Genomic DNA, 14,234 nt, shown 5'->3' on the forward strand with positions numbered 1-14,234 from the left:
GAAACCTTACAAATCAATGGTGCCAGTTTTTTTGTTTAATAAAAATACAAGGAGCAATACCACAAACCCACTATAAACATTCAACCCATGCACTTCCGTTATACCTAAAACCGACCAAATAATAATAAAGCAATTAACCTTATTATTACCTCTTTTGGACAGCATCCATAAAAAAATCGCAATCAAAACAAACCATACAACCCCTATGTTCAACAATAAATAGGAGTAGAAATCATCAAAAGTGAATCTGGTTATAGGAAAAAGAGAACTCCATGTAGTCGAGCGATCTGACATATCTCTGCCAAGAAGAGTAAATCCATTATTCGAATAAACATATGATCCTAAAAGTATTCGACCAGATAATAGCTTATCTATCTTTAAAACTAAAGAATTCGAGCGTAAGTATAGGTTCCAAGAAATAAAGTATAGTAGCCCGACTACAGGAAATATAAGTCCAGCAACAAATGAAAGAAGTTTATTTGAATCATGGATTCTTTTACAGAAAGTTATCACAGCGATAATAAAAACAGTGCTCACGATCAATGTACGTGTCTGAGTGAGTGCCGCCACAGCAAAAGTGACCATTGTTATGCATAACATTTTTTTTGCTGAAATTTTTTTATAAGATAACCAAATACAGATTAACGCCATGTTGACTATATAAGCAGAAAAAACATTAGGGTGCGAATATCCGAAATTAAATCTGTTTCTAGTGCCATCGTTATAAAAATAACTGTCAATCCTGCCTGGAAGCACAATCAGTAAAAATAAAAAATGTATCATAAGGCACAGCAACGACCAACGAAAGATATAATTTATCACATAATCAAATTTATGGCCTCGTATGGCAAGGATTGTAATAATACCTTCAAGAAGAATTGACAGTCCTGTAAAATAATAGTTTAGTAAAGCTAAAATTGATATACCTGCATAGAAGAATAACGTTCCAGCTTTATATCTTTGACTTAAAATACTAATACCTAATGCAACAACACCCAATACGGTGAGCGCTAGATCTAATATATTAGAATATGAGAATAGCACCGATGAGCTCAGGAATAATTTTACAACAAAAATCGCCAAGCCTAACTCAAGAAAAGAATTAACGCGTGGCACAATTACTAAATTATTAATCATCTCAGCCACTTATTCCACAATTATCTGTAACCGATTGATAAACGTTTTTATAACTTTGAATCATTGATTCAATACTATACTTTTCAATTGCATGTTTATATGCCAAGCTCACTATCTTTGCCGTATCTTCTGTTTCTATTTGATGTATCGCAAGTGCCAACTGAAAACTATCCCCGACATTAAATAGCAATCCATACTGATCATTTCCAATGATTTCTTTCGGGCCGTCTACCGCCGAAGCAATGACAGGAATCTTGGCCATCATCGCCTCGATGATGGCAATGCCAAATCCTTCATATCGGGATGGCAACACGAAGATATCGGATTGTGCCAGCAGCTGGGGAATATCGTTTCGATTACCAAGAAATTCGACATGCTCCAACCCATATCCCGCAGCACGATCAATCAATTGCTGACGATATTCGGGGTGCTCAGATGGCTCCGCACCGACGAACAGACACCGGTAATGTTCACCGCGTTTGGCGAGATCGGCAAGTGCATCAATCAGGATGTCCTGTCCTTTTTTCTCAGGCAACAGTCGCGCAACGCATATTATCGTCTTTAACCCATTTTGTGAGCCATGGTGGCTAATGAACTTGTCTGGGTCAACGCCGTTATACACCACAGCGGTACGAGGCTCAGGAAATCCAGCACTGACGATATTTCCATACACGGATTTCGAAATAGCTGTGATACGGGAAACCAGTAGCTTATGTAAAGCTACGGTCGTTGCTGGAAGATGGTTATAAATATTGGTGTCGTGAACAGTGTAAACATACTTCCACCGAGGATGCAGCAACTTCAGCGGCAACGTAAACAACAGCACATTGTTACTGTGGCAATGCACCACATTCGGACGAAAATCAGACAAAACCGCATTTAACTTCCTCAGGTAGCGAAGTTTCCCTTGACCTTCGGGACGATTCAGACATACGACAGTCACATTTGCGCGCTTGTGGATTGCATCAATCAATGCTGCATCGAAGGTGTTATTAATGATACAAAGCATGAGTTGATCTTCAGAAGACCAGTTATTTAGTAGATCAATAAGAAGATGCTCAATTCCACCACTGGTGAAAGAAAATACTACATGTGCAGTACGCATTCGTACTCCTAAGAATCCGCATTGATTATGTGATTAATAGAGGAGACAAAGAATGCAGGGAAGTAGAGACTTACATCCCCATGATTTTCATAATCTTTAACGTCCTCAACGAGATTGAAACCACATTCACGTAATACCTTGAGAAGATCTTTGATGTGCTCCTTATACGTGTGTTCTTGCGTTGAATAATGGATATAGATATGCTGTTCTTTCGCAAATTGATTTGCTTCGATATTCTTCTTGAGATAGATATCGAGTACATCTGAGACCTTGGCCACAACATCAGCGTTTTTTGACACGGCAATGCTCTCGAGCGTTATCAATCCTCCTGGAGCCTGTAGATACGTGCCAAGCCAGAATTGTGGTGCACCAGTAATGATTTCGGCACCTAAGCCGCGACCTGCGTATTGGACGCCAAAGTTTAACGCTGCCCAACCGCCCTTTGAAGATCCACCGAAACATACCTTCTTGATCTCCGGGCGCTTGAGGAACGAGTCAATAAGGGTCTTGGTCGCCTTCTCCATCTCGAAACCAGGATATGCACCAAGGTAATAGCCGCCACGATGGTCCTCACCGAAATCATCAAGAATGAATAGCTTATTGACCGGGATATTCTTCAAGGTACGCATATAGTTGTAACGCGCGGGAAGCCCAGGTCGAGTGCAAGCACTGAATACTACCAACAGACGATTCGACCCCTTGCAAGGCTGATACATATATTTCAGTGTGGTATTCCCGTAGCGGAATTTACGTTCTTGAACAGCTTGTTTCAGCAATGTGGTGGCAAATTCGATGTATTTACTCAGTTTTTTCATCGAGACTCCTTCGCCACTTGCCTATACAGGTTTGTCAATTCACGGAAGTATCCGGCATCGTTGAACTCACGTTCGGCAAGTTCGCGCGACGCTTGTGAGAATTCCACGTAACGTGCACGATCGTTGAGGCGTACCAATGAGTCAGCCAACGCATCTACATCGCCAGGCTTTATCAGATAGCCGTTTTCACCATCATGCACGGCAGCAGCCATATCACCCACGCTCGTGGCGACCACGGGCATGCCATAGCTGATGGCTTCTAGTACGGCGACGGGGAGACCTTCGTTATATGAAGGCAGCACAAGCGCTTGACTGTGTTCGAACAGTTCGCGCTTCTTATCGCCGACGGTCCAACCGGCGAAATCTACGGCATCACCCGACAGCCCGAGATTTTGGGCCTTGGTTTTGAGTTCTTCCTCCTGAGCGCCGGTGCCGGCAATGACTACATGCATATTGCCCAGTCGATTCGTATTACGAAGCTCAGCTAACGCATTCAGTAAATCGTCCACACCCTTGCGCTGAATGAGCACACCCATAAACAACACTTGGAAGCGCTTACCAGACTCAGGCCAACTCACAGTTATGTCGGGGATGTGTACGGTGTTGCTTACTACCACCGTATGTGCAGCCGGTTCGATAGTTTTGATGCGCTCATTCCACTGATTGCCAAGCACGATCACGGCCGAGGCTTCTCGCAACATGGCGCAGATGCGTTCCTGCTGCTTAGGATTGCAGCTGTCATACCATTTCTTGAACTCTGAACCATGCATATGGATGACATCAGGCACATCATACTTACGGCACAGTTTGTGCACCTGGTGCTTACGTACAAAGCTGCCCCTATACGACATATGAATATGTACTACGTTCGGACGAGTAATCGGATTGGCAAGCAGCTTGCGGATCCGATGCAATGCCTTTTCAAAGAATAGGATTTTCTTCACCGGGTTCGCGGCGATGTATGTCGGAATGAATTTCATGGATACGCCATCTGCCGCCCAATCATGGGCGAGCAGTTGACTGATTACGCTGGTGATGCCACCCTTAACCGACGGATCATTGCCGACCATGAGCACACTCAGGCTATCGTCGTTCGTTTCAGATGTCTGCTCCCCCATTACTTCGGAATGAATGAACCCATTAATCGAGTCAATAATGGTCTTAGTATTGGAATGAAACGGCCGGTACTCAGTATGCTGCACTTCATCCAGAGCATGACCAAGCTGGGAACAGTCATCACAGACGCAGATGATATCCATCTGCTTGAATTCCTTGAGCAACTGCAGCTGATGGTCATCCACATGCTCACCGTACTTAGCAAGACGTGGAACAGCGATAACCTTTTTGCCTTTCTTCACTGCTCCAATGATTGCACCAGTACCACCATGCGTAATGACAAGATTAGCTTCATCCATACGTTTGGCGAATTCGTCGCGATCAAGGAAATTCTTGAACTCATAGTGTTTCGGCTGATAATCGCTGTAACCGCTTTGTGCAAACACTGGCTCAGCAATGATGCCATTCGCTACCAATTCGTCCACTGCCTTAAGCAGTCGATTGAACTGGAATTTTTGTGATCCTAAGGTAATGAAAATCATTAGTCCGTCACCCGCATCCTATCGACTCAGTAGATGCTACCGAGATAGATGGCATTCGGATAGATGTTTTTCATGCTCTCCCACTGCACATAGAATCGGTCAGCAAAACGGTACAGCAACTTGCCGGACTCCGTTGCAGAAGTCACCTTTGCAAACGATTCGATATAGACAAGCTTCTTACCAAACAACTTCATGATCAGGCACATCGGTAACATGGCAAGTACACCTGTGCAGATAATTACATCCGGGCGTTCCCTAACGAAGATACCAAGACAACGAAACGCGTTGATAACCAGTTTCAACAGCACGGACTTTTCCTTGCGGTTGATTTGGCCTACATAATAGGTCTTCTCCCCCTCGGTCTTCGATTCATATTGTGTCTGTTCAGTCAGTACGAAACTGTCGTACTGCTGCATCAGAGGTTTCAACATCATTAGCTGTTCGTAGTGGCCACCGGAGGACGCAGCGAAACATAATTTGGGGGATTTCCTGCTCATGCTGTATGTATCTTTCGACTCGAACTCAGTCTCTACGGAACAGGTCGCGCGTATAGACCTTGTTTTCAACGTCATCAAGGCAGGAGTCGTAACGGTTTGCGAGAATCGCATCGCTACGCTTCTTGAATTCATCGAGATCGTTGACCACTTCGGAGCCGAAGAATGTGGTACCGTTCTCCAGCGTAGGCTCGCATACGATAACGGTCGCGCCCTTCGCTTTGATACGCTTCATCACACCCTGAATCGCGGACTGACGGAAGTTATCTGAATTGGACTTCATGGTCAATCGGTAGACACCGATGGTTACCGGCTTTTCGTCAGCGGAATCATACTCGTTGTTGTCGTTATAGCCGTAGTAGCCAGCTTTCTTAAGTACACTATCGGCAATAAAGTCCTTGCGGGTGGCGTTGGACTCCACGATGGCTTCAATGAGATTCTCCGGCACGTCCCGGTAGTTGGCGAGCAACTGCTTGGTGTCCTTCGGCAGGCAGTAGCCGCCGTAGCCGAAGCTTGGGTTGTTGTAATGGGTGCCGATACGCGGATCGAGGCATACACCATCAATGATTTCTCGCGTATTCAATCCCTTGGACTCGGCGTAGGTGTCGAGTTCGTTGAAGTAAGAGACGCGCAGTGCCAGATAGGTGTTGGCGAACAGCTTGACGGCCTCGGCCTCGGTGAAGCCCATGAACAACGTGTGAATGTTCTCCTCGATGGCGCCCTGCTGCAGCAGCTTGGCAAAGGTGTGGGCGGCCTCCACGAGGTGCTCATCCTGAGGGTCGGTGCCGACCACGATACGGCTCGGGTACAGGTTGTCATACAAAGCCTTGGACTCGCGCAGGAATTCAGGGCTGAAGATGATGTTCTTGGAGCCGGTCTTCTCACGGATGGACTTGGTGTAGCCGACAGGAATGGTGGACTTGATCACCATGATCGCGTCCGGGTTGACCTTCATCACTAGGTCGATGACGGACTCCACTGCGGAGGTATCGAAGAAATTCTTCGTGCTGTCATAGTTGGTCGGTGCGGCAATGATCACGAAATCGGCGTCCGCATAGGCCTTCTCACCATCGAGCGTGGCGGTAAGATTCAATTCTTTCTCCGCGAAGTATTTCTCGATGTAATCATCCTGAATTGGAGACTTGCGCGCATTGATCATATCAACCTTCGCCGGAACAATATCCACAGCGGTAACCTGATGATGCTGCGACAACAAGGTAGCCAGGCTCAGGCCAACATAACCAGTACCGGCAACGGCAATCTTCAACGAATCAAAATCACGCATAGTATTTTTTGACCTCATTTCAATGGAACGATATAAATAGCCGCGACTTTAAAGGAAACAGAACAATAGCAGCCTCATCACCTCGCTGCTCGGCGAGCAGTGCTTTTCTTGCGCGTTCGGCTTTTCTTCCTACGAGACGACTCATCGTCATCGTCGTAGTAGTAATTACTGTGCGAATACCCGGACTTCTTGTTCTCCTTGGCAAAGTTGAAGACGAAGCCGGTCACCGAAACGCCGAGGTTGTCCAGCTGTGCGGCGATGTCACGCAGTTCGCGCTTGTCGGTCACGTCACGGCCGGACACCAGTACCATGCCGTTGCCCATCGAGGCGAACACGGTCGCGTCGTTGGCCACGATCATCGGCGACGTGTCCACCAGCACGTAGTCGTACTGGGTGAGCGCCTGCTTGATCAGTTCCTTCATGGTCTGCGAGTTCAGCAACGCGGACGCGTTCGGCGGCTTCGGACCGGCCGGCATGATGTGCAGGTTCGGCCTCCAGTAGCGCTGCACCACATCCTTCACGGTTGCCTGACCGGACAGCACATGGGTCAGACCAGCATTGCCCTCAAGCGACAACTTATTGGCGACCAACGGATGACGCAGATCCGCATCGATCAGCAGCACACTCGCACCGTTTTCCGCCAACGTGGCCGCAATGTTCACCGAAGTGGTCGTCTTGCCCTCATTCGGGCCGACCGACGAAATAACGATCAGACGAGACTTCGTGCCCTCGACGGCCTGGGTAAACGAGAGGTTGGTGCGAATACGACGGTATTCCTCGGCGATGGCGCTGCTCGGCGAAGAGACGATTACCGGCACAGCCTTCTTCAAGTTCTCGTCGTCCGGGATACGCCCCATGATCGGCGCATCGATGACTTCCTGAAGATCACGGATATCCTGGACTCGGGTAGACAGCAGATCCCGAAGCAACGCCACAATCACGCCCAATACGAGACCAACTGCGATACCAAGCGCCAAATTCATCTTGACATTCGGAGAACTCGGCGACGTCGGTTCCTGCGCCTGCTGAACGACAGTCAGCATGACGGGAGACTTCTGATCGGAGGAATAGATGGATTCCTCCACCACGGTCTTGAGCGAATCCGCAACAGCATTCGCAATAGCAGCGGACTGTCGGGCGTCACCATCGGTGGCGCTCACATTGACGAATGCGGTATCCGTCGGATTGGTGACGGATAGCTCGGCAGCAAGTTGATCGACGGTCATGCTTAACCCGAGATCATCGATCACCGGCTGCAATACCGATTCGGTGGTGGCAAGCGTTGGATACGATTTGATCTGATTGGAAATATATGTACCCGCACTGTTGATGCTGTTGAAGTTATCCTGCGAATTGGCGGAATCGCTACGGTACGTGGCGAATGCTTGTGCAGTGGATGTGTATTTCGGCGGAGTGAGAACCGTATACGCACACACCGCAGCGAACACAGCAACGAACACGACGATCATCGCAACAACATGTTTGCGCACGGCATGCAAGATATCCATGACGGTGATGCCCTCTGAAACGGCATCCTCAGCACCATGATTCCGCTGCTCGTTGTTCTCTCCGGAAACCACCCGTTTTCTCCTCTTAATCCGAACTTCTGCACGTAACCAATGTGGATTTTATCAATGCCCCTGTACCCCCTTAAAATAGGGTCTCAGATGCCGACAAGCATTCACAAATCATCCATTTTTCCTCATTATTCCAGTGCAACCGGAAGCATTCACCTTACTTGCCCTCAGTGCGCCCCTCGATTTGGGGTGTCTGACGGACAATGATCGGGGCCTGCACTCCGGGGGCAGACTGCACATGCACGGTGATCTCATAGGATTCCCCCGGACTGAGCAGGAACGTCTTCACGCCAAGGGTCAATCCGTCGTGCACGGTGATGCCATCGAACTGGCTGCCGTCGCTCATCGTCCAGTCGACCAATCGGCCGCCGGCCGGCGCGTAGACGAACGCCGCGGTCTTGATCTGTCCGTTGGCGATGCCTTCGAGTTGGCTGCCCAACACATACTGCGGCGTGGACGCCACCTGATCGGCGGTCATCATATTGGTGAGCTTGATGTGCACCGTGTACTGGTTCGCGCCGTTCGCGGCCACCTTGTCGAACTCGGAGGTGACCTCTCGCTTGAGATACCAGTCCATCTTCGACTGCGTGATGTCGGAGAAATACACGCCGACCTGCGGATCGGACGCCTCGGTGGCGAGCCGGCCGGAAATCACCGTCTCCTCCAGCAGCTTCTGCTCGTCCGCATTCGCGCTCCACATCAGGATATGACCCTGCTCGATCGACGCGACGGCAGCCTTCAGGAACGCCTTCGGATCATCGGCCTTGTCCATGATGTGCTGGAATGCAAGGCTGGCCGCCTCGCTGAAGAACGCATCCTGCTCGTCCTCGCTTTTCTGCGCATACACGTCGCTCAGCAGAAACTTCGCGGTGTTCGTGCCGTCGATCACGGTGCCGTCGCTCAGCGTGACGCCGCCGGTCACGGCGAGCATGTTCTGCAGGAACACCGGGTCGATGGCGATCACGCCGTCCACCTGCGTGCCGAACCGGGTCTTCCACATGGCGCTGGCGATCTGGCCGGTGCGCGGGAAATCGGGCGTGAAGTTCACGTCCTGCGCCACGCGGCCGAGCTTGTCGGTGAACAGCGACCGTTCCTCGGCGGTCAGGTCGATGACCGGCTGATCGAACCAGGTCGGGGTCACGTCGGTGTCCGCGACGAACTCGTGCATCTCGACCTTGCCGCCGGTCACGGTCATCGTGCCCCACGATCCCGGCAGGCCGCCGGACGGTCGGATCTCGGAATTCGTCTGCGCGAGAATCAGATACGTGCGCGACTGCCCGTCCGTGGAGAACATGCTCGGCGCGATCTGCGCGAACACGGACGCGTTATGCACCGTGGTGTCGACCGTGGCGAGGTACTCCTTGGCCTTGCTCATCGCTTCGGCGATCTGCTGGATATGCGGCGTGGGCGCGGCGACGACGGACTGGTTCGCATGATCGATGACCGTGTCTGCCTGTTTGAGACCTTCGGCGGCCTGCGTCATACCGGGCATGCTGACCGTACCGTTCTGCACGGTGACGTCGCCCAGCGCACCGATCGCGTTCGTCAGCGCGGGCAGTCCCTGCGACGAAATGTTCTCCATTGCGGTGACGGCCGTGCGCACCGCAGTGATGTCGTCGCCGATGTACGGGACGCGCGCGGCGACCGCCCACAGCACGGAACTGGTCTGCCGGTAGGCATTATTGACATGGCCGGAAAATTCGCTGACCTGTGCGTTGAGTTTGGCGGAGTCGCCACCGAGCAGCGTTTCCTGCATGCCACTGGCGGAGGCGACCGCCTGCTGGAGCTCGTTCTTCGTTTTCATGGCGGACACGCCGAACCACGCGCTGAGCGCGACGAGGATAAGCAGAAGCACGCCGAGCCCGATGAGGATGCGCTTGCGCCGGCGACGGCGCTTGATGCGGCGAATATGCTGCGGGCTCATCCGGCGACGGTGACGGCGGGAAACCGGCGCGGCTTCACCGGCATCGCCGGCACCACCGGACTCCCCTGCTCCGACGCCGTCCCCGCTCGCGCCACCATCGTCCTCGGCGGTCATGAAATCGAATCCTTCGACCGGCGTGCCGGAGAAGTCGCCGAACGCATCGTTGCCAGGCAACGCGCTGCCGGACGATGCCGCATCGGCCGACACGCGGCCGGTCATCTCATCATTCGTGTTGTCGGACGGGTTCTCTGCCACGGATGACCACCGTTTCCTTCCCGATCAGGCCGGAAGACCGTCCGGCCAAGGTCGCTCAAACACACGGAATATCGGGTTTTAGTGTAATAGAGGGGTGCGAGATAGGGGTTAATACGCGCCCTTGTGCCCGAGCACGGCACCGACCGTGCGGAAGACGTAGATGATGTCCCCGCCGATCGACCAGTTCTGCACGTAGGAGACGTCGAGCTGCTCGCTCTCTTCGGCGTTGAGATCCGACCGTCCGGACACCTGCCACGGGCCGGTGATGCCGGGTTTGACGAACATGCGGGTCGCGTAGATCTGATCGTACCTCGCGTATTCCTCCGGCAGCGGCGGCCGCGGGCCGACCACGGACATGTCGCCGCGCAGCACGTTGAAGAACTGCGGCAGCTCGTCCACCGAGAACCGACGGGTGAACTTGCCGACCTTGGTGATGCGCGGATCGTCCTTCATCTTGAAGATGAAGCGGTCCGTCTGGCCGGTCTCCTGCGCGAGTTTCGCCTTCAGCGCGTCGGCGTTGATGACCATCGAACGGAATTTGAGCATTTCGAACGGCTTGCCGCGCAGGCCGATGCGCTTCTGCTTGTAGAAGATCGGACCGTTGTCGTCAAGCTTGATGGCGATGGCCACGCCGATCATCAGCGGGGACGTGAGCACGATCAGCAGGGACGATACGACAATGTCGAACAGTCGCTTGAGGATCCGCGTCGTCACGCCGTACTGCGCAAGGCTGATCGTCAGGATGTTGATGCCGCGCAGGGTGCGCATGGACAGCTGATGACCGGCGATGTCGGCGGCGGAGGTGAGCAGCGCGATCTCCAGGCCGATCGACTCGATGCCGATCGAGAACGCCGCGAAATTGTCGGAATCACGATGGAGCACGTCGGTCACCATCACGGTCTGCGCCTTCATGCGCACCGCGGTTTCCGCCAGACGGTCGTCGTAATCGATGACCGGCAGATCGGAGACATCCCACACGGACGCCAGTTCGTCCAGTTCGGCATCGGTCAGCCGCGCGGATTCCACGGCACCGATCGTCGGATTCTCGGCGATCGGGCAGATGGCGACCGGCTTGTAGTTGAGCTGCTGACGGTCCTCGAGGAAACGCAGCGTATGCGCGATGCCCTGCGGCGAGCCGACGACGATCGTGGCGTACGTGTACGCGCCCTTGCTGCGGTCATGGATGATCACGGCGCGCGACAGCATGCGTTCGGCGATCGTCAGCACGCAGGAGAACAGGATCATCATCGTGACGGTGAACAGCGGCACGTCGACGCGGAAGACGTAGTTCACCGCGCACAGCACGATCCAGCTGATGGCCGCCGCCTTGATGATCAGAGGTACGAGCTGATAGCCGTCGCCCATGATGTGACGATGGTATATGCCGACGCGCCACAGGCAGAACGCCCACGCGCATGCGCCGACGACCAGATACAGCGTCGTGTCGAACGCCGGCAGGTCGATGAACGTGGCCAGATCCCCATGCTTGAACCACAGCAGCGCCGTGGCGGAGCCGACGATGAACATCGCCGTGTCACACAGCAACAACGCCAGATTGAGGAAGAACCGCCAGTATTGAACGCGGCTGTACTGGTTGGAGCGCAGATCGGTCAACAGACGGGACGGCTCTGGGGATTTACGGGAAGCTCGCTCTCCGCCGGTTTCGAATGAGACGCTATCCGATGTACCGCTCACCGTGCGGCCCATTCCCTTCTCACTGGCCGCGGTGTTGCCGGGCTCAGTCTGTACCGATGCCATCCAGCTCTTCTCCCGTTTCGATCCCTTGGATGAATACCGGCTCACGATCGCGGCCATCGGAACGAAACGACCCTCTTTCCGCATACGTCCGACACGGCACGATCATGACCCCTTTACACCATAGTTCCAAGGGGGTATATTCGCCAAATTTCGGGGCAGTGACAGTTCGCAGTTCGATCAGGCCGCAGCTCCCGCGCGAACCGGCAATGCGGGACGACGAATATTGTTGATTCGGATTCGACGCATGGTCCACGCTCGCGTCCACGGCGAGCGCCGCCCATCAAACGGACATTGCCCATATATAGGTATAGGATGTTGGGGTTTTGATCGGCGGTTTCGGGAAGAATGTGATGCATGGGATCGATGAGGCGCAATAACGGGATTGACGGACAGACCGAGGGTACGGGAGTGGGGAACATGAGGCTCAGCACGCGCGGCAAGGCCGGCTCACGAGCCGACCGCGCCCGCGCGCTCACCCGCGACGAAACCTACGTCAACGGGCATCTGACGCGCGTGGCGTTCACGTCGATCGCGATCCTCACGTTCATCACGTTCGTCGGCAATTTCACGCAGCTGCAGCTGAGCGCCGCACTGCCGACGATCGTCTCGGAATTCGGCATCTCCGTGACCACGGGCCAGTGGCTCACGTCGATCTTCCAGCTCGTCATGGGCGTGATGGTTCCGCTCACCGCCTATCTGACCCGCCGCTTCTCCACCCGCCAGATCGTGATCGTCTCGATGGTCGTGTTCACGATCGGTTCATTGCTGGCGTGGGTCGGCACGTCCTTCCTCGTCGTGTTGCTCGGCCGACTGCTCGAAGCGATCGGCACCGGCGTGATGTGGCCGGTCCTCCAGATCACCGTGTTCTCCATTTACCCGCTCTCCCGCCGAGGCATGGCCATGGGCACGGTCGGCATGGCCATGAGCGTTGCCCCGGCCATCGGCCCCACCATCGGCGGGTGGCAGACGGATGCGAACGGCTGGCGCTCGATCTTCCTGACCCTGACCGTGATCGGCGTGGTCTCGCTGCTGCTGGCCATCTTCGGCCTGCATAACTTCGGCGAGCATGATCCGGACGCGCATGCGGACTTCTTTTCGGTGGGCTTGTCGGTGATCGGCTTCGGCGGTCTCATGTTCGGGTTCACGAACATCGAGGCGTACCCGTTCACGCATCCGATGGTGTGGGGCGCGGTGCTGATCGGCCTGGCGGGCATCGTGTGGTTCGTGATGCGGCAGGTGCGCGGGGCACGGGCGTCTAACGCGGCGAAGGCCGACGCCAACGGAACCAGTACCAACGCGAACACCGACACCGACAAGGCAGTGCCGACCACCGACCGTGAGTCCACCGATACGACCGACCGCAAACTTCCCAATCCCCCGCTGCTCGACCTCGGCGTCCTGAAGAACCGCAGCTTCACGGTCGGCACGATCTGCGCGGCGCTGAGCTTCTTCGCGTTCAGCTCGATCATGGTCATCATGCCGTTGTATATCCAGAACGACCGCGGCTATTCGGCCACGATCAGCGGCTTGGTGATGATGCCCGGCGCGTTCGGTATGTGCATCTCGCAGTTCTTCGGCGGCAAGCTGCTCGACCGGCTCGGGGCTCGCCCCGTCGCGATCACCGGCACCGGCATCCTCCTGTTCGGTACCGTCATGATGAGCCTGATCGACCGCGATACGTGGATTTGGTGGGTGTCCATCTGGCAGTTCGTCCGGCAGATCGGTATGGGCTTCATCATCATGCCGATCACCACATGGTCGCTCAACTGCCTCGACCACAGCGAGGTGTCCGCCGGTTCGGCCGTCACCAACACGGTGCGTCAGATCGCCGGCGCGATCGGCGCCCCGGTGCTGGTCATCCTCATGGAAACGCTGATGCAGGTGCATGGCGACAACGCGATCGATGCGAGCATCTTCGGCACGCAGTGGACGCTGCGCGTGAGCGCGTTCCTCGTGTTCGTCCAGATGCTCATCGTGATCTTCGGCGTCAAGGGCGCCGGCGCCGGTTCCTCGCACGAGGCGGCGCAGAAGGCCGTGGCGCACTTTCGCGAGGCGCGCGCCGCCCGCACGAGGTAAGGGCAAACCTTTTCGCAAACTTTGAGGCAGTTTTACCGCTCCGCGCAGGTCGTTCTGCAAACTTTGAGGCAGCTCCATCCCCCATTACGCCCGAATCAAACCGAAATTGATGTCAAAACAGGCGGGGTTCGTGGTTCAACTGCCTCAACGTTTGGAGAAAGACCCATACGCGCGTGAGATTCTGCCTCAAAGTTCGCCAAAAGCCCCAGC

10 protein-coding genes are annotated in these 14,234 nt (G+C 54.0%); 1 reads left to right on the top strand and 9 read right to left on the bottom strand.

Annotation, left to right across the window (positions count from 1 at the left end; translation table 11 throughout):
- Positions 1 to 6 precede the first annotated feature (6 nt).
- The 9 genes from GFD25_RS08230 to GFD25_RS08270 all read right to left on the bottom strand — a co-directional run bounded on the left by GFD25_RS08230 (position 7) and on the right by GFD25_RS08270 (position 11,804).
- Entirely contained in the window at positions 7 to 1,146 is a 1,140-nt protein-coding gene (locus tag GFD25_RS08230; protein WP_163231765.1) for a hypothetical protein, read from the bottom strand.
- The gene (locus GFD25_RS08235) at positions 1,139 to 2,242 is read right to left on the bottom strand and encodes a glycosyltransferase family 4 protein (RefSeq protein ID WP_163231766.1); all 1,104 of its coding nucleotides are present in this window, start codon (positions 2,240 to 2,242) and stop codon (positions 1,139 to 1,141) included. The genes GFD25_RS08230 and GFD25_RS08235 overlap by 8 nt, the downstream gene beginning before the upstream one ends.
- A gap of 8 nt (positions 2,243 to 2,250) precedes the next feature.
- Positions 2,251 to 3,057, bottom strand: a complete 807-nt coding sequence (locus tag GFD25_RS08240; protein ID WP_163231768.1) for a hypothetical protein — start codon at positions 3,055 to 3,057, stop codon at positions 2,251 to 2,253.
- On the bottom strand, positions 3,054 to 4,655 hold the full coding sequence (pssE, locus tag GFD25_RS08245) for a PssE/Cps14G family polysaccharide biosynthesis glycosyltransferase (protein ID WP_163231770.1): 1,602 nt from the start codon (positions 4,653 to 4,655) through the stop codon (positions 3,054 to 3,056). Before pssE ends, GFD25_RS08240 begins: the two co-directional genes overlap by 4 nt.
- 26 nt (positions 4,656 to 4,681) lie before the next feature.
- Positions 4,682 to 5,284, bottom strand: coding sequence for a PssD/Cps14F family polysaccharide biosynthesis glycosyltransferase (gene pssD, locus GFD25_RS08250; protein ID WP_476727075.1), 603 nt, complete (start codon positions 5,282 to 5,284; stop codon positions 4,682 to 4,684).
- Entirely contained in the window at positions 5,178 to 6,416 is a 1,239-nt protein-coding gene (locus GFD25_RS08255; protein WP_204314843.1) for a nucleotide sugar dehydrogenase, read from the bottom strand. The genes pssD and GFD25_RS08255 overlap by 107 nt, the downstream gene beginning before the upstream one ends.
- 95 nt (positions 6,417 to 6,511) lie before the next feature.
- Positions 6,512 to 8,014, bottom strand: coding sequence for a tyrosine-protein kinase domain-containing protein (locus tag GFD25_RS08260; RefSeq protein WP_338024643.1), 1,503 nt, complete (start codon positions 8,012 to 8,014; stop codon positions 6,512 to 6,514).
- Positions 8,015 to 8,168: 154 nt separating this feature from the next.
- Positions 8,169 to 10,190, bottom strand: coding sequence for a DUF4012 domain-containing protein (locus tag GFD25_RS12485; protein WP_163231777.1), 2,022 nt, complete (start codon positions 10,188 to 10,190; stop codon positions 8,169 to 8,171).
- Positions 10,191 to 10,298: 108 nt separating this feature from the next.
- Entirely contained in the window at positions 10,299 to 11,804 is a 1,506-nt protein-coding gene (locus GFD25_RS08270) for a sugar transferase (protein ID WP_239512494.1), read from the bottom strand.
- A 561-nt stretch (positions 11,805 to 12,365) separates the two neighbouring features.
- Here GFD25_RS08270 and GFD25_RS08275 point away from each other — a divergent pair.
- Positions 12,366 to 14,024 carry an MDR family MFS transporter gene (locus GFD25_RS08275; protein ID WP_163231779.1) on the top strand — a complete coding sequence of 553 codons (1,659 nt, stop codon included), beginning with the start codon at positions 12,366 to 12,368 and terminating at the stop codon, positions 14,022 to 14,024.
- Positions 14,025 to 14,234 lie beyond the last annotated feature (210 nt).

The organism is Bifidobacterium aerophilum, from assembly GCF_010667685.1.
Taxonomy (GTDB): Bacteria; Actinomycetota; Actinomycetes; order Actinomycetales; family Bifidobacteriaceae; genus Bifidobacterium; species Bifidobacterium aerophilum.

Excerpts from the sequence above, each read along its gene's own strand:
- GFD25_RS08235 (WP_163231766.1), bottom strand. The coding sequence starts at position 2,242 with ATGCGTACTGCACATGTAGTATTTTCTTTCACCAGTGGTGGAATTGAG.
- GFD25_RS08240 (WP_163231768.1), bottom strand. The coding sequence starts at position 3,057 with ATGAAAAAACTGAGTAAATACATCGAATTTGCCACCACATTGCTGAAA.
- pssE (WP_163231770.1), bottom strand. The coding sequence starts at position 4,655 with ATGATTTTCATTACCTTAGGATCACAAAAATTCCAGTTCAATCGACTG.
- pssD (WP_476727075.1), bottom strand. The coding sequence starts at position 5,284 with ATGAATTCAAGAAGCGTAGCGATGCGATTCTCGCAAACCGTTACGACT.
- GFD25_RS08275 (WP_163231779.1), top strand. The coding sequence starts at position 12,366 with ATGAGGCTCAGCACGCGCGGCAAGGCCGGCTCACGAGCCGACCGCGCC.